The following is a 20,461-nucleotide window of genomic DNA, read 5'->3' as shown; positions in this document are numbered from 1 at the left end:
CGCCGAGCCCCGTTTACAACTACTTTGAGCAGCCAACAAAAATGCCGTTCAGTCGCTTAACTGAACGGCATTACGGCTTTGGCCGCGCCTTTTTCATTGCGTCAGTTCGTCGATCATCAGCTTGGTCGCGGCCGACCGTGCCGCGCCGCGCCGCGTGACGATGCCGTAAGGCTCCGTGCGCGAGCGCACTGCGATGGCGAGGCGCCGGGCGAGGCCGTGCCCGGTGAGGAAGTGAGCCATGTCGAGCGGCATCAGCGAGACGAGCGTCGGGTCGCGTTGCAGCAGAAGCACGGTCGTGATGGTCGACGACGTTTCCACCGGATGCAGCGGCAGCGGCAGGCCCGCTTCCTTGAACTCGCGCTCGAACAGGCTTCGAAGCGGCATGATGCTCGGATAGACGATCCAGCGGCTTTGCGCGAGATCGGCGAGCGTGACGTCGGGCGCGTCGATCAGCGCGTGCGCGAGGCCCGCGACGATCGCCAGCGGCTCGTCGCGCAGTTCCACGTAATCGTAGTGATCTGGCTGGCGCGCGACGCTCGCGCGGCAGATCGCCAGATCGAGCCGTCCCTGATCGAGCAACGCGAGCAGGCGCGCGCTGGTGTCCTCCACCACTTCGACGGTCAGCGCAGGCTGCTTCGCGCGCAGGCGCGTGAGCGCGTCCACGAGCACGCCGGACACCGCGCCCATGATCGACCCGACCGCGAGCCGGCCGCCCGCGCCTTGCAGGATGCCGGCCATTTCCTCTCGCAGATGCGCGACGTCCATGTGAATCAGGCGCGCGTAGCGGATCACGCAGCGTCCGAGTTCGTTCGGCTGGATGCCTTGCGGCGAGCGCGAGAAGAGCGTCGCGCCGAACGTCGCCTCGATCTCGCGCAGCGCCTTGGTCGCGCCGGGCTGCGTGAGCGCCATTTCGTCGGCGGCGCGATGGAGCGACCCGTGCTCGTCGAGCGCGATCAGCAGGCGAAGTTGCTTCAGGCGCAGGCGCGCGGCAATCGAATCGACGTTGGGCAGCATGGGGCAAGAGAGATGACTAAGGGACAACGCGAAGATAACGGAAAGTTATCACGCGAGCAGCAGCTTTCATTATTCAAAGCGGCGCGCTTTCCCTACATTGGCGGGCAGACGCGAATGCGTCCTCACATAACTGCACTGGTGGAGACCCGATGAAACTGCTGCGATACGGCGCCCCCGGCCGCGAAAAGCCCGGCTTGCTCGATAACACTCACACCGTGCGCGACCTGTCCGGCGTGATCGACGACGTCGCGGGCGACGCGCTCCTGCCCGACACGCTTGCGCGCCTGCGCAAGCTCGACCCGGCTACGCTGCCCGCCGTGCCGGCCGGCGAGCGCATCGGGCCGTGCGTCGGGCGCATCGGCAAGTTCATCTGCATCGGTCTGAACTACGCGGATCACGCAGCCGAATCGGGCCTGCCCGTGCCGGCCGAGCCGGTCGTCTTCAACAAGTGGCTCTCGGCCGTGGTCGGTCCGAACGACGACGTGCGCATCCCGCGCGGCTCGAAGAAGACCGACTGGGAAGTGGAACTGGGCGTCGTGATCGGCAAGGGCGGCGCGTATATCGACGAAGCCGATGCGCTTTCGCATGTCGCGGGCTATTGCGTGATCAACGATGTGTCGGAGCGCGAGTATCAGATCGAGCGCGGCGGCACCTGGGACAAGGGCAAGGGCTGCGACACGTTCGGTCCGATCGGTCCGTGGCTCGTCACCGCCGACGAAGTGCCCGATCCGCAGCGTCTGAGCTTGTGGCTCGAAGTGGACGGCAAGCGCTACCAGAACGGCAGCACGAGCACGATGATCTTCAACGTCGCGCACATCGTCTCGTATCTGAGCCGCTTCATGAGCCTGCAGCCGGGCGACGTGATCTCGACGGGCACGCCGCCGGGCGTCGGCATGGGACAGAAGCCCGAGCCGGTCTATCTGCGCGCGGGACAGACGATGCGTCTTGGCATCGAAGGACTCGGCGAGCAGCAGCAACGCACCGTCGATGCATGAGGAGAACGCAATGAACCAATACGACTTCACGAAGCGCGGCGCAGTGGTGACGGGCGGCGCGCAGGGCATCGGCCTCGCCGTGGCCGAGCGTCTGTTGCAGGGCGGCGCGCGCATCGCGCTGTGGGATCGCGACGAAGCCGCGCTCGCCGCCGCGAAGCAAGCCCTCGCACAGTTCGGCGATGTATTGACGGTCGTCGTCGACATCACGCAGCGCGATGCCGTACAGCGGGCCACCGATACGACCATCGCGCGCTTCGACGCGATCGACGTGCTCGTGCACAGCGCGGGCATCGCGGGCGCGAATGCGCCGCTCGCCGAGTACGCGGCCGAGGAATGGTCGCGCGTGATCGACGTCGATCTCAACGCGACCTTCCACGTGAACCAGGCGATCGTTCGCACGATGATCGCGCGCGGGTATGGGCGCATTGTCAATATCGCGTCGATCGCGGGCAAGGAAGGCAATCCGAACGCGTCGGCCTACAGTGCTGCGAAGGCGGGCGTGATCGCGCTCACCAAGAGCCTCGGCAAGGAAACCGCGGCGCTCGACATCGCCGTCAACGCGATCACGCCGGCGGCCGCGCGCACGAAGATCTTCGAGCAGATGGCGCAGCAGCACATCGACTACATGCTCTCTAAGATTCCGCGCGGACGCTTCGTCGAAGTGAACGAGATCGCGTCGATGGTCGCGTGGCTCGCGTCGAAGGAGAATTCGTTCACGACGGGCGCCGTGTTCGACCTGTCGGGAGGACGGGCAACTTACTGACACCGACACGCTCAAGAAAGACATCAAGGAGACAACCGTGGAAACCCTATCGTCCGCCGTCCCGCAGACCGCGACTCACGACGACGCCCAGCTCTACCGCAAGGTGTTCTGGCGTTTCGTGCCGCTCTTCGTGGCGTGCTTCGTGTTCTCGTATCTCGACCGCATCAACATCAGCTTCGCGAAGCTGCAGATGCAGAGCGAACTCGGTTTCAGCGATGCCGTCTATGGCTTCGGCGCGAGCGTGTTCTTCGTCGGCTACTTCCTCTTCGAAGTGCCGAGCAACATCGTGCTGCATCGCGTGGGCGCGAAACGCTGGATCGCGCGGATCATGATCACGTGGGGCATCGCGTCGGCGTCGATGATGTTCGTGCGCACCGAAACGTGGTTCTACGTGCTGCGCTTTCTGATCGGCGGGCTGGAAGCGGGGTTCGTGCCGGGCGCGCTCTACTTCTTCACGAAGTGGTTTCCCTCGTCGCGGCGCGGGCGCATCAACTCGTTCTTCATGGCCTCGATCGCGCTGTGCGGCATCATCGGCAGCCCGCTTTCCGGCGCGATCATGAAGTTCTGCGATGGCCTAAACGGCATGCCCGGCTGGCAGTGGCTGTTCCTCCTCGAAGGCATTCCATCCATCGTGCTCGGAATCGTCGTGCTCGTGATGGTCGACGACAGCATCGAGAAAGCGAAATGGCTCGATGCCGGCGAAAAGCGCGCGCTCACCGAGCAACTCGCACGCGATCCGAAGGTGGGCGAAGTGCATTCGCTGAAGGCCGCGTTCAAGGAGCCGGTCACGCTCGTGATGGCGGTGATCTACCTGTTCCTCGCGATGGGCATCTACGGCCTCGTCTTCTGGATGCCGCAGCTCGTGAAGACGGCCGGCACCACCGACACCTTCGCGATCGGCCTGATCTCGATGCTGCCTTACGCGGTCGCGGGCATCGGCATGATCCTGATCGGCAAGCACTCGGACCGCACCGGCGAGCGTCGCTGGCACCTTGGCGCCTGTGCGTTCGCGGGCGCCGTCGGCTATGTGCTGTGCGGCTTCTTTCCGACCAACACGGTGATGCTCGTGATCGGACTCACGATCGCGGCGACCGGCATCATCACGTCGCTGGGTCTCTTCTGGATCCTGCCGACGCGCTTTCTTTCCGGCATCGCGGCGGCGAGCGGCATCGCGCTCATCAACTCGGTCGGGCAGTTCGGCGGCATCATCAGCCCGTACATGGTCGGCAAGGTCAAGATGCTGACCGGCAGCGCGACGCCCGGTCTCTATGCCATCGCCGTGGCGTGCCTGCTGGGCTCGGCGCTGATTCTGTGGGGTCTGCCCAAGCGCCTGTACTTCCGCGAAAACGTGAGCGAGTGAGCGGCTAACGCGTGGACGCGCCGGGGTTCGAAACCCGGCGCATCCGGCGAGCCTGACGTACGTGGGTTTCGTCATACCGGTCGATGGATGTCTGTCAGCACGCGGTCACGGGCGCTCCGTAGCGTGCACAAAGATCTTCGAAGCGCGATGGCGCATCGTTTTTCGTTATGATGCCCCGGTGTCCGCGCGCGCCGCGCGCCAACAAGAAAGATCGCCCGGAGCGCCGATGAAATTCAAACTCGACTGGACCGTCATCTCGCCGATCGTCGCGCTCGCCGTGCTCGGCCTCGCGATCGTGATGCCGAGCGGCATGCTGCTCGTGCTCGCCGGCATCGCGCTCGCCTTCGCGGTGTTCGCGGCAGTGCATCACGCGGAAGTAATCGCGCATCGGGTGGGCGAGCCGTTCGGCACGCTGGTGCTCGCGGTGGCGGTGACGGTTATCGAAGTGGCGCTGATCGTCTCGGTGATGCTCACGGGCGGTCCCGAGAAAGCCGCCTTGCCGCGCGATACCGTGTTCGCCGCGATCATGATCGTAAGCAACGGGATCGTCGGGCTGTGTCTGCTCGTCGGCGGCTTGCGGCATCACGTTCAGGACTTTCAGTTGCAGGGCGCGAGCGCATCGCTCGCGATTCTCTGCGCGCTCTCGGTGCTCACGCTCGTGCTGCCGAATTTCACGAGCACGGTGAGCGGGCCGGTGTTGTCGATCTCGCAACTGGTGTTCGTCGGCGTGATTTCGCTGGTGCTCTACATCGTGTTCGTGTTCGTGCAGACGGTGCGGCATCGCGACTATTTCCTGCCGCCCGTGCCCGTGCGCGCGCCGGATTTCGTCGACGACGAAGTGCACGCGCCGCCGCCTTCCGCCGGCCACGCCTGGGCGGCGGTCGCGTTGCTGCTGCTGTCACTCGTGTCGGTGGTGGGGCTCGCGAAACTGCTGTCGCCGGCGGTCGAGGCGGGCGTGGCGAAGGCCGGTGCGCCGGAAGCGGTGGTCGGCGTGGTCATCGCGGCGCTCGTGCTGCTGCCCGAAGGGCTTGCCGCCTTGCGCGCCGCGCGGCTCAACCGCTTGCAGACTTCCCTCAATCTCGCGCTGGGATCGGCCCTTGCCAGCATCGGGCTGACGATTCCGGCTGTCGCCGTCGTGTCCATCGCCATCGGGCAACCGATCGCGCTCGGGCTCGATTCGAAGGAAATCGTGATGCTCTCCCTGACGCTGCTCGTCAGTGTCATTACGCTTGGCACCGGGCGCTCGACGGTGCTGCAAGGCGTGGTCCATCTGGTGATCTTCGCGACGTTCCTGTTCCTGTCGGTGGTGCCGTAGGCCGCACGCGGTTCCGCCTGCCTTCGGCGCCCGCGATCCACTTTTGAGCTACCATTCAGGGCTTTTTTGCGAAGCGCGCCGCCGCGCGCGCTTCGCAATGGCATCGGCTGCCTCTGCAGTACGCATCAACAGCAAGTTCGAAGGAATGGAATGTCTCACAAGAAAACAGTATCGCTCGCCGCCCGGGCGCTCGCCGGCGCGTTGATCGCCTCGGCTTCGTTCGCCGCAGGCGCGAAGGAAATCACGCAAATCCGCTTCGCCGTCGATCCGTCGTATCCGCCGTTCGAATCGAAACTCGCCGACGGCACGCTCGCCGGCTTCGACATCGATCTCGGCAACGCGCTCTGCGCGGAAATGAAAGTGAAATGCGTGTGGGTCGAAAACAATTTCGACGGCATGATCCCCGGCCTCAAGGCCCGCAAGTTCGACGCGGTGCTCTCCGACATGGGCATCACCGAAGAGCGCCTCAAGCAGATCGATTTCACCGATCCGCTCTACGACACCCACGCGCAACTCGTCGCGCGCGCAGGCTCGGGCATCTTGCCGACGCCGCAATCGCTCAAGGGCAAACGCGTCGGCGTCGAGCAGGGTTCCGTGCAGGAGCGCTACGCAAAGCTCAAATGGGAACCGCAGGGCGCGACCGTCGTGCCTTACGCGGACCAGGAACAGGTGGAAACCGACCTCGTCGCCGGCCGTATCGACGCGATGTTCACCGACGCCGCGCAAGCCGCCATCGGCTTCCTCAAGAAGCCGCAGGGCAAGCCGTTTGCGCTGGTCGGCACGATCGTCGAGGACAAGGCGATCATCGGTCCGGGCACGGCCATCGGCCTGCGCAAGGGCGACGCCGAACTGAAGCAGGGCCTGAACCAGGCGTTCGCGAACATGAAGAAGAACGGCACGTTCAAGCGCATCATGGCGAAGTACTTCGCGACCGACGTCTCGGTGCAGTAATCGCCCGGTCGCCTTTTACGGCACGCTGAAAAAGGCCTCGCTCGCGATGCCTTTTTCCATTCACGACGTCCATGCAGACGCGAATCCATCCTTTGACCTCGCCCACGCTGGGGACCGCGCGCACGCTCGTAAGCCATCACTACGGCCCGGACGATGCATCGCGCAAGGTCTACATCCAGGCATCGCCGCACGCGGACGAACTGCCGGGCATGGTCGTCGCGTGGTATCTGAAGCGGCATTTCGCGCAGCTGGAGCGCGATGGCCGGCTGCGCGCGCAGATCGTCCTCGTGCCGGTCGCGAACCCGGCCGGACTGAACCAGCACTGGCTCGGCACGCAGATGGGCCGCTTCGGCAATGGCGAGGCGAGGCAGGGCAATCTGCTCGTGCCTTGAACCTCAATCCATCGCCGCATGCGCAAGCGATTCGTCCGGCGCCTTTTTCGTCGGCCGGATCAGCAGGACGAGCGGCACGACGAGCAGCGTCGCGACGAACATCAGCTTGAAGTCGTTCAGGTACGCGATCATCGCGGCCTGCTGCGTGATCGACTGATTGAGCACCGCCATGTCATAGGTCGAGCCGTTCGGCAGCATCGACTGCAACGCCGGATTGAACGCGGTCACGTTCGCCGCGAGGTCCGCGTGCGCGATCTGCGTGTTGCGCGTCATCAGCGTCTGCACGATCGAGATACCGATGCTGCTGCCGATATTGCGCATCAGGCTATACGTGGCCGTGCCGTCGGCGCGCAGTTCCGGCGTGAGCGTCGAGAACGACAGGGCGGAGAGCGGCACGAACACGAGCCCGAGGCCGAAGCCCTGGATCACGCCCGGCCACACGATGTCCGACGCCGACAGCACGATCGTGTAATGCATCATCTGCCAGAGCGCGAACGCCGAGATCAGGAAGCCCGCGAGCAGCATCAGCCGCGCGTCGAAGCGCTTGAGCAGGCGTCCGGCGAACATCATCGCGATCATCGTGCCCGCCCCGCTCGGCGCCGTGACGAGCCCTGTCGTCGCGACGGGGTAGTTCATCAGGGTTTGCAGCATCGGCGGCAGGAGCGCGCGCGTCGCGTACATCACCGCGCCGATCACGAAGATGAACGATACGCCGGTCGCGAAGTTGCGGTCCTTCAGCAGCTCATAGCGGAAGAACGATTTCCTCCCCGCCGTCGCCGTGTGCGCGATGAAGAACGCGAAGCTGATCGCCGCGAGGATCGCTTCGATGCGGATTTCCAGCGAGCCGAACCAATCGAGCTGTTCGCCGCGATCGAGCATCGCCTGGAACGCGCCGATCGCGAGACCCAGCGTGGCGAAGCCGAACGCATCGAACTTGACGCCGTGCTTCGGCTCGCGCGCAGGCAAGAACGTTAGCACGCCGAAGAGTGCGAACGCGCCGATCGGCACGTTGATGAAGAAGACCCAGCGCCAGTTGTAGCTGTCGGTGAGCCAGCCGCCGAGCGTGGGACCGAGGATCGGGCCGACCATCACGCCCATGCCCCACACGGCCATCGCCTGACCCTGCTTTTCGCGCGGATTGATGTCGAGCAGGATCGATTGCGAGAGCGGCACGAGCGACGCGCCGAAGATGCCCTGCAAGAGCCGCGAGCCGACGATCTGCGCGAGCGTCTCCGAAAGGCCGCAGAACGCCGACGCAATCGTGAAGCCCGCGATCGACAACGAGAGCAGGCGCTTGACGCTCAGACGGTCGGAGAGCCAGCCGGTGAGCGGCGTGGCGATCGCGGCCGCGACGATGTAGGAGGTCAGCACCCAGGTAATCTCGTCCTGCGACGCCGACAGGCTGCCTTGCATATGCGGCAACGCCACGTTGGCGATGGTGCTGTCGAGCGTCTGGATCAGCGTCGCGAGCATGATCGAGACGGTGAGCATGGGCCGGTTGATCGGCGCGGCTGCGCTCGCCGGAGCGGCTTGGGAAGACATTTGAAAGGGATCGCCGGGAGATGATAAGCATGCTTATTATAAGGCGGGCTTCACGCGCGGGATGCGCCGGCTTCCCTATAATCACGCGATGCAAACCCAACTCGACAAGCGCTTCGGCTTTCTCGTGTCCGATGTCGGCCGGCTGGTCGGCAAGCGGTTCGACGATCTCGCAAAGTCGTCGCTCGATCTCACGCGCGCACAATGCCGCGCGCTCGCGTATCTCTCGCATTACGGCGAGATGAATCAGGCGCGGCTCGCGGACCTGCTCGAAGTCGCGCCGATCTCGGCCGGGCGGCTGCTGGACCGCATGGAAGAGGGCGGCTGGATCGAACGCAGGTTCAATCCCGGCGACCGTCGCGAGCGGCAGGTCCGCATGACGGCGAAGGCGCAGAAGGCGCTGAACGCGGCGCGGCGCGTCGGCGATGAAATCGCGGCCGAGGCGCTGACCGGCTTCAGCGCAGAGGAAAGCGAGCAGCTGATCGCGCTGCTCGCGAGGGTGCGTTCGAATCTCAGCACGATCGTGGACCGCTAGCTCCGTCCGGATTCAGATCACATTGAGCATCGCGAGCGCGGTCTCCTGCAGCGGATGCAGCACGCGGGCGAGCGCCGCTTCCTTCGTCTCCTTGCCGATCAGCATGTTGGTGCTGAGCGCCGCGACCACTTCACCGTGCCGGTCCTTCATCGGCACCGCGATGCCCCTCACGCCCAGTTGCAACTGCTCTTCGATCACGGCGAAGCCGTCGGCGCGCGCCTGCCGGATCTTCTCGTGCAGCTTCGTCTTGTTGGTCAGCGTCTGGGGCGTGAAGGGCTTGAGCTCGGTATCGTCGAGCCATTGGCGGACTGCGTCCTCGTCGGGCTTGTGGGCGAGCAGCACGACGCCCGGCGAAGTCAGCGGCGCGGGCACGCGCGCGCCGAGCACGAAGCCCGTCGTCATCACGCGCGAGGTGCCGTTGCGCGCGATGAACACCAGCTCCCATTCGTCGAGCACGCTCACATAGACCGATTCGCCGAGCGTCGCGCTCAGTTGCTGCAGGTACGGCTGCACGGTGCGCGGCAGCCGTGCGGAATCGAAATACGACCAGCCGACCCGCAGCACGCGCGGCGTCAGCCCGAACAGCTTGCCGTCGGTCTGCACGTAGCCGAGATGCTCCAACGTCAGCAAATAGCGGCGCGCGGCCGTGCGCGTGAGGCCGGTGCGCATCGCGGCTTGCGTCGGCGTCATGCGCGCGTGCTGGTCGTCGAACGCTTCGAGGATCGCCAGGCCCTTTTCCAGTCCGGCGATCCAGTCCCGCTTGTCGAGCGGTGTCTTCGTCATGAGCAATAACCCTCGTTCCGTGCGATCAGTGTACCGATATGCGCGATTATCGCCTTTCGTCGACGATTCCTTGCTGCCGGAACTGCTCGGCCCGGAAGCGCTGCGCCGGTCCGGCACGGTGACAAACGCCGGCTGAACGGCTCGGAGAAATTTTAACCAAATGGTTAGTGCTAACCCCTGAAACGTTCGTTAATCGGACATAAGCGTTCGATAATCGCGCAAAATCGGATGGAAGCCATTGCCGGCGAGGTCGCCGTCTCATATTCTCCACTCACCCCGACGCGACCCATGCACGAACCATCGGAAGCGTTGCCGGATGAAGGAAAGACAGCGTTCCATCCGGCCTGTCGTTCGCAACAAGCGCCCCTACGAAGACGCGAGCGAAGACTCACTGAAGATTCAATCGATTCATCCATACTGGAGACAAACATGGCTAGTTCCATGGACCACGAGCCGCAGGGCGAGCATCAGGCAAAGAAGGCGACCGCGAGCGGCTGGATCGGCTCGGCGCTGGAGTACTACGACTTCTTCATCTATGCGCAGGCCGCCGCGCTGATCTTCCCGCAACTGTTCTTCCCCTCGGGCGATCCGAAGATCGCCATCGTCGCGTCGCTTGCGACTTATGGCGTCGGTTACGTGGCGCGTCCGATCGGTGCGTTCGTCCTCGGTCACTGGGGCGACACGCACGGCCGTAAAACCGTGCTCCTGATTTGCATGTTCCTGATGGGTGCGTCGACGATGGCAGTCGGCCTCCTGCCGACGTATCACCAGATCGGCATGGCGGCGCCGGCGCTGCTCGTCGTGCTGCGCCTGATCCAGGGCTTTGCCGTCGCGGGTGAAATCTCCGGCGCCAGTTCGATGATTCTCGAACACGCGCCGTTCGGACGCCGTGGCTATTACGCGAGCTTCACGCTGCAAGGCGTGCAGGCCGGTCAGATCCTGGCTGCCGCGGTGTTCCTGCCGCTTGCATACTTCATGCCGGAAGACGCGTTCAATTCGTGGGGCTGGCGCATTCCGTTCCTGATGTCGGCCGGCGTGCTGTTCGCGGGCTACATCATCCGTCGCGAAGTGAAGGAAACGCCTGCTTTCGCGAAGGAAGCCGGCGAAACGCAAGTGCCGAAGTCGCCGATCAAGGAAGCGTTCAAATACAGCTCCAAGGACATGTTCCGCGTCGTCTGCATGGCGCTGATGAACGTGATCCCGGTTGTCGCGACCATTTTCGGTGCGGCCTACGCGGTGCAGGCTTCGTATGGCATCGGCTTCAGCAAGAGCGTGTACTTGTGGATTCCGGTCGCCGGCAACATCCTCGCGGTGCTGGTGATTCCCTATGTCGGCGATTTGTCGGACCGGATCGGCCGACGCCTGCCGGTGATGGTCGGCGCGATCGGCTCGGGGCTGCTCTCGTTCGGTTACTTGTGGGCGATCAGCATCCACAACGTGCCGCTCGCGATCGTGATGTCGCTTCTCATGTGGGGCGTGGTGTATCAAGGCTATAACGCGATCTTCCCGAGCTTCTATCCGGAACTGTTCCCGACCCGCTCACGCGTCTCGGCGATGGCGATTGCGCAGAACGTCGGTACGCTCATCACGGCGCTCTTGCCTGCACTCTTCGCGCTGGTCGCGCCGCCGGGATCGACGAACATCCCGCTGACGGTCGGCTCGATCACGCTGGCGGTGACGGTGATTGCGGCGCTGTCGGCCTATAGCGCTCGCGAGACGTATCGGATTCACCTGAACGATCTCGGCGACCCGGACGCGGTGCCGATCGACAACCACGACTACGAGCGCCTGCGCGCCCAGACGATGGCGGAGGAGAAACTGCAGAAGGCGTCTGCCTGATAGCGGCGAGTTGATGTAACGAAGAAGGCCACGCGTGAGCGTGGCCTTTTCTGTTTGGCGGGACCGTTATCCCCCAACCGTTTGCGTCGGCAGCGGCCGCCCGTCGACCAGCGCCTTGCCGTATTCGATTGCAAACGAGCATGCCACCGTGGCGGAGGCGAACTTGCCGAGCGGTCCCATCGCGCGTCGGATGCCGTTCGGCTTCTCGACGAGTAACAGCACGTTGAAGGCCTCGGGCGTTCGGGAAACGATCGGCGTCAGCCCCCAGCCCTTGTATTCGATTGGAGTTCCGTCCATTGCGAGTCTCCTTGCCGTGCGGCGTCATCGGGAGTCACAAGACTAGGCTTGCGCACGAGCGTGCGAAACCCCGCATAAGCAGGTGTCGGAGTGGAGGCGCGCCGGTTCAGAACGGTTCCGAACGGACGTCGAGTTCCTCGAAGCGTTTCCAGCGGTACACCGCCGCGGACAGCAGCCAGCACAGCACGAAGACCCCGACGATCAGATAGCCGATCAGCCCGAAATTGTCGTTCAGGTTCGCGACGCCGTCCCAGAACGGGCCACCGGGATGCAGCCTGTCCGCGACGAGGCCGAGTGCTTCGACCGACGCGATCAGAAGCGCGACGATCACCGAGATCGTCGTGACGGTGATGTTGTAGTAGAGCTTGCGCACCGGCTTCACGTAGGCCCAGCCGTAGGCGCCGAGCATCAGGATGCTGTCGGTCGTGTCGACGAGCGTCATGCCCGCCATGAACAGCACCGGGAACACCAGGAGCGACCAGACCGGCATGCCCTGCGTCGCGCCCGCCGCCGACAGCCCGAGCAGGCTGATCTCCGTGGCGGTATCGAAGCCGAGCGCAAACAGGAAGCCGACGAAGTACATGTGCCAACTCTTCTTGACGAGGCGAAAGAGCGGTCTGAACAGACGCGCCAGCAAGCCGCGTCCGGCGAGCAGCATGTCGAAGTCTTCGTCGGCGTAGCGTTCGCCGCGACGTACACGCGCGAAGGCGCGCAGCACCGAGCGCAGGATCGCGAGATTCATCAGCGCGATTGCGAAGAGGAAGCACACGGAGACGAGCGCCCCGATCAGCGAACCGATTTCGCGAAAGCCCGAGAGGCGAGTCTGCAGCGCGGTCGCCGTCGCGGCGATGAAGAGCGACGCGAGCACGACGATCGTCGAATGTCCGAGCGAGAACGCGAGGCCGACCGCGATCGGCCGTTCGCCGGCTTGCATCAGCTTGCGCGTGACGTTGTCGATGGCGGCGATGTGGTCGGCGTCCACCGCGTGGCGCAGCCCGAACGAGTACGCGAGGAGACTCGTGCCCAACAGGAGCGGATGACCATGGAACGTCATGAAGGCCCAGCCCCACGCAAGCACGTTGAACGCGATCAGGAGCGCGTAAAGGCCCGCGATCCTGCGACGCAGCGTGCCACGTTCACTACCGAACAATGCTTTGACAGGAAAGGACATCGGTTCTCCAGAGAGGACCGCACAGAATAATACTTTTTATAAATATCGTCACACTGTCAAAACGATCGGATAGCATGAAAGCCGACCGGCCGATGCCCGCAAGGAGGATCCATGCAAAGAATCACGATCACCATCGACGACGAGTTGCTCGCCGTCGTCGATTCATTGATGGCCGCACGCGGCTACGCGAGCCGTTCGGAAGCGCTGCGCGACATCGTGCGAGAGAGTCAGGCGCGCGAGTCCGCGGACGATTCGCGCAGGCAATGCATCGCGACGCTCACCTACGTCTACGACCACGCGACGCGTGATCTCGCCCGCCGCATCACGCAGGCGCATCATGACCGTCATGATCTGTCGGTGGCGAGCATGCGGGTGCATCTGGATCACGAGAGCCTGCTGGAATCGTCGGTGTTGCGCGGCCGGGCGCACGACGTGACGGCGTTTGCGAACAGCGTGACGAGCCAGCGCGGCGTGCGCTACGCGCATCTGCATACGATTCCCGCGACCATCGAGCGCGCGCGGCATCATCACGGCGACGATGCCGCGCAGCACGAACACCTGCACGTCTGACGCGCTCAAGCCTCGACGAGAAACTCCACGATGCGGTCGCACACGCGGCCGAACATTTGCGTACCGGTCACCGTGCCGCAACCGCGCGCGCGGGCCGCTTCGATGAAAGGCGTGAGCGGCGGCTTGGTGACCACGTCGCCGACGAAAGCCGTCGCGGGCATGCGAGATACGTCGATCGGCAACGGGTCTTCGGCGCGCATGCCCATCGGCGAGGCGTTCACCACGACGTCGTAGTCCTGCGCGGCCACATCGCTCGCCGCGATGCTCGCGCTGCCGAGCCCCAGGTCCGCGAGCCGCGCGACGAGCGCTTCGGTACGCGCGGCGTCGTTGTCGCGCACCGCGAGCGACGCAACGCCCGCATGGACGAGCGCATGCCCGATCGCCGACCCGGCCCCGCCCGCGCCGACGAGCAACGCGCGCTTGCCGTTCAGCTTGCAGCCCGCGTCCTCCAGCGCCGCGACGAAACCCGTGCCGTCGAACATGCCGCCGTGCCACGAGCCGTCCGCCTGCCGGCGCAGCGTATTGACCGCGCCGAGGAACTTCGCTTCATCGGATAGCGTCGCGCAATAAGGCGTCGCGCTGAACTTGTGCGGCACAGTGATGATGACGCCGTCCACATTCTGCATCCGCGCCACCGCTGCGAATAACCCGGGCAGATCGTCCGGCGCGACGTGCGCCGGCACGACGATCGCGTCGCGTCCCGCCGCGCGCAATGCGGCCGTCACGCCCGAGGGCGATTTCACCTGCGCAATCGGATCGCCGACGATGAAATACACGCGCGTCGCGCCGCTTAAGCCCGCGTCGAGCGATGCGGAAAAAGAAGGGTCCTGGGCCATCGTGCTGCCTCTCTAAGATGGGACAAATTTCAATCCGGCATGGGCGCGGCCACGCTGACTTCGCCGTACTTCGAGCGCAACGCGTCCGTGCGAGCTAAGTACCCGCCTGCGGCACGACGCCGCCGGTCGCCATCCACAACACTTCCGCGTCTTCCTCGCTCGTCGATACGGCCGCATGCCCGGTGCGGCTGTCGAAATAGAGGCTGTCGCCGGCGTTCAGATGCGTCGGCGTGTACAGCTCCGAATAGAGGCACACGCTGCCGCTGATCACATACAGAAACTCCTCGCCTTCGTGACGGCCCCAGTCGTCGAAGGCGTCGAGCGTGTGCGCCGTGATGCGGATGCGAAACGGCAGCATCGCCTTGTGCGCGAGGTCGGTGGCGAGCAGTTCCATCTGATAGCCGCGATACGCGTGACGCTGCCCCTGATCCCGGCGCGTGAGCGAGCGCCGCCCGCTCGCATTGGGCGCCGACGCCGAGCCGAACAGCGCGCCGAGATCGATCTCCAGACCGCGCACGATTTTCTGCAGCACGTCGAAGGTGGGCGACATCAGCCCGTTCTCTATCTTCGACAACGCCGAACGCGATACCCCGCACAGCCTGCTCGCGGTGTCGAGCGTGAGGTCGCTCGCGAGGCGGGCGGCCTTGACCCTGCGTCCGAGATCGGAAGTCGACTGTTCGGTGCTCGCGTCGGTGTTTCTGGTTGCCATGGGTCGAATGTTTTCTTTCCTTGAGTTTCCGATAGTAACATCGGACGCGGTACAGGAAATAGTCGGGCGCCTGGCCTGCACGATCGGGCTATAACGATAGGGAAGCGGGCTACCGTTTCATGGTTTTCACCTAGTGCGCCCGTTGCGTTGCGGTCGCCGGGCGGGGTCGTGTATAGTGGGCCGACGTGCTTTAGTTTCGTATCGGAAATACAAGGAGTCATTGTGGACGCTAATTCGATTCTCGCCGAACTCGGCATTGCGAAGCTCGCCGACGGCGGCGACATGGACGTCACCTCGCCGATCACCGGCGCGCTCATCGGACGCGTGAAGACGCACACCCAGGCGGACGTCGATGCCACGCTCGGCCGTGCGCGCGCCGCATACGCGCAATGGCGCGACGTGCCGGCGCCGCGCCGCGGCGAACTCGTGCGGCTGCTCGGCAACCGTCTGCGCGAGAAGAAGGAAGCGCTCGGCCGGCTGGTCTCGCTCGAAGCGGGCAAGATCCTGCAGGAAGGGCTCGGCGAAGTGCAGGAAATGATCGACATCTGCGACTTCGCGGTCGGCCTGTCGCGCCAGCTTTACGGCCTTACGATCGCCTCCGAGCGTCCCGGTCACCGGATGGCGGAAACGTGGCATCCGCTCGGCGTCTGCACCGTGATCTCCGCGTTCAATTTTCCGGTGGCGGTGTGGTCTTGGAATGCCGCGCTCGCGCTCGTCTGCGGCAATGCGGTGGTGTGGAAGCCGTCGGAGAAGACGCCGCTCACCGCGCTCGCGGTCGATCGCATCATGCAGGACGCCATCACCGAATTCGGCTCGGCGCCCGAAGGACTGACGGCGCTCGTCATTGGCGGACGCGAAGTGGGCGCGCAACTCGTCGCCGATCCGCGTTCGGACATCGTCAGCGCGACGGGCAGCACGGCGATGGGCCGCGCGGTCGGCGTGGAAGTCGCGCGCCGTTTCGGACGCTCGATCCTCGAACTCGGCGGCAACAATGCGGGCATCGTCTCGAAGAGCGCGGACCGCGAACTCGCGCTGCGCGGCATCCTCTTTTCGGCGGTCGGCACGGCGGGGCAGCGCTGCACGTCGCTAAGGCGCCTGTTCGTGCACGAAAGCATTTACGACGACACAGTCGCGCGCCTCAAGGAGCTGTACGTGAAGGTTCCGATCGGAAACCCGCTGGAGAAGGGCGTGCTGATGGGGCCGCTCATCGACGCGCCGTCGTTCGCGCGCATGCAGCAGGCGCTCGAACAGGCGAAAGCGGAGGGCGGCACGGTATTCGGCGGCGAGCGCATCGAGGTGAAGGGTTGCGAAGCGGGCTACTACGTGCGGCCGGCGCTCGTCGAGATGCCCGCGCAAACGCAGGTCGTGCTGACCGAAACCTTCGCGCCGATTCTCTACGTGCTGCGCTACAGTGGCTTCGACGAAGCCATCGCGGCGAACAACGCGGCGTCGCACGGATTGTCGTCGTGCGCGTTCACGACCGACCTGCGCGAAGCCGAGCGCTTCCTGTCGGCGGCGGGCAGCGACTGCGGCATCGCGAACGTGAACATCGGCCCGAGCGGCGCGGAGATCGGCGGCGCGTTCGGCGGCGAGAAGGAAACCGGCGGCGGCCGCGAGTCCGGTTCGGACGCGTGGAAGGGCTACATGCGCCGCGCGACCAACACGGTCAATTACTCGTCGGCGCTGCCGCTTGCACAGGGCATCGATTTTTCGATCGGCTGAACCAACCGGACCGGGCCATGGTTTCGACAGTGGTGATTGTCGGCGGCGGGGTGATCGGCAGTTCGGTGGCGTACTTTTTGCGGGCCAGCGCCCCGGACGTCCCGGTCACGGTGATCGAACGCGATCCGACTTACGCGCGTTCGTCGTCGGCGCTTTCGGCTGCGTCGATCCGGCAGCAGTTCTCGACACCGCTCTCGGTGCAGATGTCGCTCTACGGCATCGAGTTCCTGCGCTCGATCGGCCAGCGGCTGGAGGTGAACGGCGCGAAGCCGTCGATCGATCTGCACGAAGGCGGCTATCTCTTTCTCGCGACGTCTGCGGGTGAAGCCACCTTGCGCGCGAACCACGCGCTCCAGCGAAGCCTCGGCGCGGACATCAGCCTGCTCGACCAGCCGCAGTTGCAGGCGCGCTTTCCGTGGCTGAACACCGACGATCTCGCGGCGGGCGCCTTCGGCGAAAGCGGCGAGGGCTGGTTCGACGGCTACGGTCTCGTGCAGGCGCTGCGCAAGAAGGCGCAGGCGCTCGGCGCGCGCTACGTGGCGTCCGAGGTGACGGGCATGGCGCGCGACGGTCGCACGGTCACGCATGTGCTCACGTCGAACGGCGAGCGTCATGCGTGCGACGCCGTCGTGAATGCGGCGGGCGCGTGGTCGAGCCGCATCGCGAGGATGATCGGCATCGAGTTGCCCGTACGGGCGCGGCGGCGCAGCATCTTCAATGTGTCGTCGCCGGCGAGGCTCGGGCCGTGTCCGCTCCTGATCGATCCGGGTGGCGTGTACTTTCGCCCGGAAGGGCGGACGTATATCTGCGGCACGTCGCCATCGGCGGATAACGATCCCGACGACCTGCCGCTCGACGAAGTCGACCATGCGCTTTTCGACGACGTCATCTGGCCGGCGCTCGCGCATCGCGTGCCGGCGTTCGAGGCGCTGCGCGTCGAGAACTGCTGGTCCGGCTATTACGAGTACAACGTGCTCGATCAGAACGCGATCATCGGGCGTCATCCGGACATCGACAACTGCATCTTCGCGAACGGTTTCAGCGGCCACGGACTGCAACAGGGACCCGCTACCGGACGCGGCGTCAGCGAATTGATCCTGCACGGCCGCTATACGACGCTCGACCTCTCGACGCTCGGCTGGGAGCGCGTGCTCGCGAACCGACCGATCGTCGAAAAGAACGTGGTCTGATGCGCTGCAACGTAAGGCATCCTTTTTGGTTGGTATTTGCCCGGGTCAGCCCGGGCACTTTTTTGGCTTCACTAAAGTGTGCGGCGCTGTGTTGTTCTGGCAACATCCGGCGCTTTTCGAAGGCGGCAGGCAGGGGCGCCAGCGCGTTCGGCCGCCGTCCATCGAGAAAATCCACTAGGGCGCTTCGCGGTTCAAGCGCGCACTCTTTCAGTGAAGGCCAACCTTCCATCGACTTCCACAAGGAGCGACTCATGGACACCAACACGCATGCGAGTTTCGCGACGTGGCTGGACGCCGCCGATACCGTCGGCGACGAACAAGCACCCGTTTCCCATCATTCGAGCCAAGTCTGCGCAGAGCCGGAGTATGTCGCCGAAGTCTGCGGACGCTTTGCCGGCGAGCGCGCGGAGGATGGCGAGCCAAGCCGCGTCGTGCGCGGCTATAACTAGGCGTTTCGCCTAAGGTTTCATCGCAAGGTTTCGCCCGCCTCATCCCGCTTTTCAGCGGACCGCCCGCAGCGTGCATTCGGCGGCCTTCTACGGCCAGCCGGGCACCGCGCGGCGTGCCTCGACCCCGCCTCCGGCCGTCCGGCCAACTCCGATTCTTCCCGACTGATCCGCTGCTCGCCGCGTTGCGTCCCTGAATTTCCGCGTTGACTCGTCATAAAAACCAGCCTATAACCATCCCATTGGATGTTATTTGGATGGTGAGATGACGAAACCGGCACTTGAAGCACCGCGTCCGAAAGGCGGCGAGAGCGAAAAAATTACGATCAACCTCGGTCCTGTCGACCTCGGGAAGATCGACCTGCTCGTCGAAGAAGGCTTTTATTCGAACAGGACGGACCTGATCCGCACGGCGATCCGCAATCAGCTTGCGATCCACGCGAACGTCGTCAGCGAAACCGTGACGCGCCGCGAACTCGTGCTCGGCATGCAGCATTTCTCGAAACGCGATCTCGAAGCCGCGCTGGCCGCCAACCAGCGGCTGCAGATTCAGGTGCTGGGTCTTGCCAGCATCGCCACCGACGTATCCGCGGAACTGGCACTTGCCACGATCGAATCGATCGTCGTGCTCGGAGCGTTTCACGCTTCGCCCGCGGTCAAGGCCGCGCTTGCCGACCGGATCGGCTAGCGGCCCCTCACACGACAACTGGAACAAAGATGAAACTCAACGAAGGTTTGATGAACTCGATGCACAAGGTCATGGCGTTGCTGCGCAATGGCAACCCCGCCGAGGCAACCGAAGCGATCCAGCGCGCGTTGCGCGGCGAAGAAACGGCCGACGCCCGCGCGCATGAATATGAAACACCCGCAACCGCGCCGGCATCTGCGCTCGCGCCCAAGGCCCGGACGTTCAAACGCCCGGACGTCGATGTCGAGGATCGCGGTCACTTCACGACGCATTCCTGCGCGAACGCCGCTGGCCTGCGCAACTATCGGCTGTATGTGCCGTCGGGGTATCGCGACGAGCCGCTGCCGCTCGTCGTGATGCTGCACGGCTGCACGCAGGACGCCGACGACTTCGCCTCCGGCACGCAGATGAACGCGCTCGCCGAGCGGCACACCTGCATCGTCGCGTATCCGGTGCAGCCGCAGCACGCGAACGCGTCGAAATGCTGGAACTGGTTCAAGCCGGGCGATCAGGCGCGCGACAAAGGCGAGCCGTCGCTGATCGCCGACATCACGCGCGACGTGATGACGAGTCACCGCGTCGATCCCGAGCGCGTGTATGTCGCCGGGTTGTCGGCGGGCGGCGCAATGGCGGCGATCATGATTCGCGCGTATCCCGACCTGTACGCAGCAGCGGGCATTCACTCGGGCCTTGCGCACGGCGCGGCGCACGACCTGCCTTCGGCGCTCGCGGCGATGCGCGGTGGCAAGCGCAAGGCAGCGAAGCTGCATCGCGCGCCGGCGCAGACGCCCGAACGGCCGCTGATCGTCTTTCACGGCGACGCCGACAAGACCGTGCATCTCGCCAATGCAACGGAAATCGTGCGCGGCTTCGACGTGGAAGCATCGGTGCAACGTCGCGAGTCGCATGCGGCGGGCGGCGGTCACGCGTGCACCGTGAGGCATCTCAAGTCCGCGCGCGGCGTCGAGGCCGAGTCATGGACGATTCACGGCGCGACGCACGCATGGGCGGGCGGCAGCTCGCGCGGCACCTATACCGATCCCACCGGTCCCGATGCGAGCGCCGAAATGATGCGCTTCTTTCTTGCACATCCGCGCAGTACTAAAGCGTAGTCGGCATCGTCCAGCGTCTGTCCATTGCGCCGTTGCGACGCGTGGTTTCCCCAATGTCGTTGATTGCCTGGCCGTGGCGCCGGGCAATCGAGGCTCAATAGAGGCTGGCCTCGATCGCATCGCGGATTGCCCGATGGAGTTCGCTTTTTTGATCGCCTAGGCTGAACTGAACAACCCTGGGGATCGCATATGGGCAGCACCGCATCATCGAGCATCGAGTATCGCGACGAGCGA

General features: G+C 64.7%; 21 protein-coding genes. 14 read left to right on the top strand and 7 right to left on the bottom strand.

Annotated features, from left to right (window positions below):
• Nucleotides 1-93: 93 nt before the first annotated feature.
• Entirely contained in the window at nucleotides 94-1,014 is a 921-nt protein-coding gene (locus AWB66_RS28550) for a LysR family transcriptional regulator (protein ID WP_087633422.1), read from the bottom strand.
• A gap of 149 nt (nucleotides 1,015-1,163) precedes the next feature.
• On the opposite strand from AWB66_RS28550, the gene AWB66_RS28545 reads away from it, so the two are divergent.
• The 6 genes from AWB66_RS28545 to AWB66_RS28520 all read left to right on the top strand — a co-directional run bounded on the left by AWB66_RS28545 (nucleotide 1,164) and on the right by AWB66_RS28520 (nucleotide 6,790).
• Complete coding sequence (locus AWB66_RS28545) at nucleotides 1,164-2,009, top strand: ureidoglycolate lyase (RefSeq protein ID WP_087633421.1); 846 nt, start codon at nucleotides 1,164-1,166, stop codon at nucleotides 2,007-2,009.
• Nucleotides 2,010-2,019: 10 nt separating this feature from the next.
• Nucleotides 2,020-2,772, top strand: coding sequence for an SDR family oxidoreductase (locus AWB66_RS28540; RefSeq protein ID WP_087633424.1), 753 nt, complete (start codon nucleotides 2,020-2,022; stop codon nucleotides 2,770-2,772).
• 37 nt (nucleotides 2,773-2,809) lie between these two features.
• The gene (locus tag AWB66_RS28535) at nucleotides 2,810-4,132 is read left to right on the top strand and encodes an MFS transporter (RefSeq protein ID WP_087633420.1); all 1,323 of its coding nucleotides are present in this window, start codon (nucleotides 2,810-2,812) and stop codon (nucleotides 4,130-4,132) included.
• 226 nt (nucleotides 4,133-4,358) lie between these two features.
• Nucleotides 4,359-5,447, top strand: a complete 1,089-nt coding sequence (locus AWB66_RS28530) for a calcium:cation antiporter (protein WP_087633419.1) — start codon at nucleotides 4,359-4,361, stop codon at nucleotides 5,445-5,447.
• Between the two features lie 150 nt (nucleotides 5,448-5,597).
• Complete coding sequence (locus AWB66_RS28525) at nucleotides 5,598-6,398, top strand: ABC transporter substrate-binding protein (protein ID WP_087633418.1); 801 nt, start codon at nucleotides 5,598-5,600, stop codon at nucleotides 6,396-6,398.
• A 71-nt stretch (nucleotides 6,399-6,469) separates the two neighbouring features.
• On the top strand, nucleotides 6,470-6,790 hold the full coding sequence (locus AWB66_RS28520; RefSeq protein ID WP_125469808.1) for a M14 family metallopeptidase: 321 nt from the start codon (nucleotides 6,470-6,472) through the stop codon (nucleotides 6,788-6,790).
• 3 nt (nucleotides 6,791-6,793) lie between these two features.
• Here the strand turns inward: AWB66_RS28520 and AWB66_RS28515 are convergent, their stop codons facing one another.
• Complete coding sequence (locus AWB66_RS28515; protein ID WP_087633417.1) at nucleotides 6,794-8,332, bottom strand: DHA2 family efflux MFS transporter permease subunit; 1,539 nt, start codon at nucleotides 8,330-8,332, stop codon at nucleotides 6,794-6,796.
• Between the two features lie 88 nt (nucleotides 8,333-8,420).
• Between AWB66_RS28515 and AWB66_RS28510 the strand changes: the two genes are divergently transcribed.
• Nucleotides 8,421-8,864 carry a MarR family winged helix-turn-helix transcriptional regulator gene (locus AWB66_RS28510; protein ID WP_087633423.1) on the top strand — a complete coding sequence of 148 codons (444 nt, stop codon included), beginning with the start codon at nucleotides 8,421-8,423 and terminating at the stop codon, nucleotides 8,862-8,864.
• 12 nt (nucleotides 8,865-8,876) lie between these two features.
• On the opposite strand, the gene AWB66_RS28505 is transcribed toward AWB66_RS28510, so the two are convergent.
• On the bottom strand, nucleotides 8,877-9,647 hold the full coding sequence (locus AWB66_RS28505) for an IclR family transcriptional regulator domain-containing protein (protein WP_087633416.1): 771 nt from the start codon (nucleotides 9,645-9,647) through the stop codon (nucleotides 8,877-8,879).
• Between the two features lie 429 nt (nucleotides 9,648-10,076).
• Between AWB66_RS28505 and AWB66_RS28500 the strand changes: the two genes are divergently transcribed.
• Entirely contained in the window at nucleotides 10,077-11,486 is a 1,410-nt protein-coding gene (locus tag AWB66_RS28500) for an MFS transporter (RefSeq protein WP_087633415.1), read from the top strand.
• 66 nt (nucleotides 11,487-11,552) lie between these two features.
• Here the strand turns inward: AWB66_RS28500 and AWB66_RS28495 are convergent, their stop codons facing one another.
• Nucleotides 11,553-11,783: a hypothetical protein gene (locus AWB66_RS28495; protein WP_087633414.1), complete on the bottom strand. Its 231-nt coding sequence runs from the start codon at nucleotides 11,781-11,783 to the stop codon at nucleotides 11,553-11,555.
• A gap of 106 nt (nucleotides 11,784-11,889) precedes the next feature.
• The gene (locus AWB66_RS28490) at nucleotides 11,890-12,954 is read right to left on the bottom strand and encodes a HoxN/HupN/NixA family nickel/cobalt transporter (RefSeq protein WP_087633413.1); all 1,065 of its coding nucleotides are present in this window, start codon (nucleotides 12,952-12,954) and stop codon (nucleotides 11,890-11,892) included.
• A gap of 111 nt (nucleotides 12,955-13,065) precedes the next feature.
• Here AWB66_RS28490 and nikR point away from each other — a divergent pair, with 111 nt between their 5' ends.
• Complete coding sequence (nikR, locus tag AWB66_RS28485) at nucleotides 13,066-13,524, top strand: nickel-responsive transcriptional regulator NikR (protein ID WP_087633412.1); 459 nt, start codon at nucleotides 13,066-13,068, stop codon at nucleotides 13,522-13,524.
• A gap of 5 nt (nucleotides 13,525-13,529) precedes the next feature.
• On the opposite strand, the gene AWB66_RS28480 is transcribed toward nikR, so the two are convergent.
• A complete protein-coding gene (locus tag AWB66_RS28480; protein ID WP_087633411.1) occupies nucleotides 13,530-14,360 on the bottom strand; it encodes a shikimate dehydrogenase family protein in 831 nt (276 codons plus the stop codon).
• A gap of 94 nt (nucleotides 14,361-14,454) precedes the next feature.
• Nucleotides 14,455-15,069 (bottom strand): helix-turn-helix domain-containing protein, encoded by a 615-nt coding sequence (locus AWB66_RS28475; RefSeq protein ID WP_087633410.1) that lies wholly within the window; start codon nucleotides 15,067-15,069, stop codon nucleotides 14,455-14,457.
• 222 nt (nucleotides 15,070-15,291) lie between these two features.
• Between AWB66_RS28475 and amaB the strand changes: the two genes are divergently transcribed.
• The 5 genes from amaB to AWB66_RS28450 all read left to right on the top strand — a co-directional run bounded on the left by amaB (nucleotide 15,292) and on the right by AWB66_RS28450 (nucleotide 20,227).
• Complete coding sequence (amaB, locus tag AWB66_RS28470; protein ID WP_087633409.1) at nucleotides 15,292-16,791, top strand: L-piperidine-6-carboxylate dehydrogenase; 1,500 nt, start codon at nucleotides 15,292-15,294, stop codon at nucleotides 16,789-16,791.
• 17 nt (nucleotides 16,792-16,808) lie between these two features.
• Complete coding sequence (locus tag AWB66_RS28465; protein WP_087633408.1) at nucleotides 16,809-17,981, top strand: NAD(P)/FAD-dependent oxidoreductase; 1,173 nt, start codon at nucleotides 16,809-16,811, stop codon at nucleotides 17,979-17,981.
• Between the two features lie 251 nt (nucleotides 17,982-18,232).
• A complete protein-coding gene (locus tag AWB66_RS28460; protein WP_087633407.1) occupies nucleotides 18,233-18,430 on the top strand; it encodes a hypothetical protein in 198 nt (65 codons plus the stop codon).
• 262 nt (nucleotides 18,431-18,692) lie between these two features.
• Nucleotides 18,693-19,115, top strand: coding sequence for a CopG family transcriptional regulator (locus tag AWB66_RS28455; protein WP_087633406.1), 423 nt, complete (start codon nucleotides 18,693-18,695; stop codon nucleotides 19,113-19,115).
• Between the two features lie 29 nt (nucleotides 19,116-19,144).
• On the top strand, nucleotides 19,145-20,227 hold the full coding sequence (locus AWB66_RS28450; protein ID WP_087633405.1) for an extracellular catalytic domain type 1 short-chain-length polyhydroxyalkanoate depolymerase: 1,083 nt from the start codon (nucleotides 19,145-19,147) through the stop codon (nucleotides 20,225-20,227).
• Nucleotides 20,228-20,461: the final 234 nt, after the last annotated feature.

Source organism: Caballeronia telluris, assembly GCF_001544495.1.
Taxonomy (GTDB): domain Bacteria; phylum Pseudomonadota; class Gammaproteobacteria; order Burkholderiales; family Burkholderiaceae; genus Caballeronia; species Caballeronia telluris.
This window is presented reverse-complemented; position numbering and strand designations above follow the sequence as displayed.

Coding starts and splice junctions, on each gene's coding strand:
- AWB66_RS28540 (WP_087633424.1), top strand. CDS start 2,020: ATGAACCAATACGACTTCACGAAGCGCGGCGCAGTGGTGACGGGCGGC.
- AWB66_RS28475 (WP_087633410.1), bottom strand. CDS start 15,069: ATGGCAACCAGAAACACCGACGCGAGCACCGAACAGTCGACTTCCGAT.
- AWB66_RS28525 (WP_087633418.1), top strand. CDS start 5,598: ATGTCTCACAAGAAAACAGTATCGCTCGCCGCCCGGGCGCTCGCCGGC.
- AWB66_RS28515 (WP_087633417.1), bottom strand. CDS start 8,332: ATGTCTTCCCAAGCCGCTCCGGCGAGCGCAGCCGCGCCGATCAACCGG.
- AWB66_RS28500 (WP_087633415.1), top strand. CDS start 10,077: ATGGCTAGTTCCATGGACCACGAGCCGCAGGGCGAGCATCAGGCAAAG.
- AWB66_RS28450 (WP_087633405.1), top strand. CDS start 19,145: ATGAAACTCAACGAAGGTTTGATGAACTCGATGCACAAGGTCATGGCG.
- nikR (WP_087633412.1), top strand. CDS start 13,066: ATGCAAAGAATCACGATCACCATCGACGACGAGTTGCTCGCCGTCGTC.
- AWB66_RS28495 (WP_087633414.1), bottom strand. CDS start 11,783: ATGGACGGAACTCCAATCGAATACAAGGGCTGGGGGCTGACGCCGATC.
- AWB66_RS28550 (WP_087633422.1), bottom strand. CDS start 1,014: ATGCTGCCCAACGTCGATTCGATTGCCGCGCGCCTGCGCCTGAAGCAA.
- AWB66_RS28465 (WP_087633408.1), top strand. CDS start 16,809: ATGGTTTCGACAGTGGTGATTGTCGGCGGCGGGGTGATCGGCAGTTCG.
- AWB66_RS28480 (WP_087633411.1), bottom strand. CDS start 14,360: ATGGCCCAGGACCCTTCTTTTTCCGCATCGCTCGACGCGGGCTTAAGC.
- AWB66_RS28530 (WP_087633419.1), top strand. CDS start 4,359: ATGAAATTCAAACTCGACTGGACCGTCATCTCGCCGATCGTCGCGCTC.
- AWB66_RS28510 (WP_087633423.1), top strand. CDS start 8,421: ATGCAAACCCAACTCGACAAGCGCTTCGGCTTTCTCGTGTCCGATGTC.
- AWB66_RS28505 (WP_087633416.1), bottom strand. CDS start 9,647: ATGACGAAGACACCGCTCGACAAGCGGGACTGGATCGCCGGACTGGAA.
- AWB66_RS28545 (WP_087633421.1), top strand. CDS start 1,164: ATGAAACTGCTGCGATACGGCGCCCCCGGCCGCGAAAAGCCCGGCTTG.
- AWB66_RS28490 (WP_087633413.1), bottom strand. CDS start 12,954: ATGTCCTTTCCTGTCAAAGCATTGTTCGGTAGTGAACGTGGCACGCTG.
- AWB66_RS28520 (WP_125469808.1), top strand. CDS start 6,470: ATGCAGACGCGAATCCATCCTTTGACCTCGCCCACGCTGGGGACCGCG.
- AWB66_RS28455 (WP_087633406.1), top strand. CDS start 18,693: ATGACGAAACCGGCACTTGAAGCACCGCGTCCGAAAGGCGGCGAGAGC.
- AWB66_RS28460 (WP_087633407.1), top strand. CDS start 18,233: ATGGACACCAACACGCATGCGAGTTTCGCGACGTGGCTGGACGCCGCC.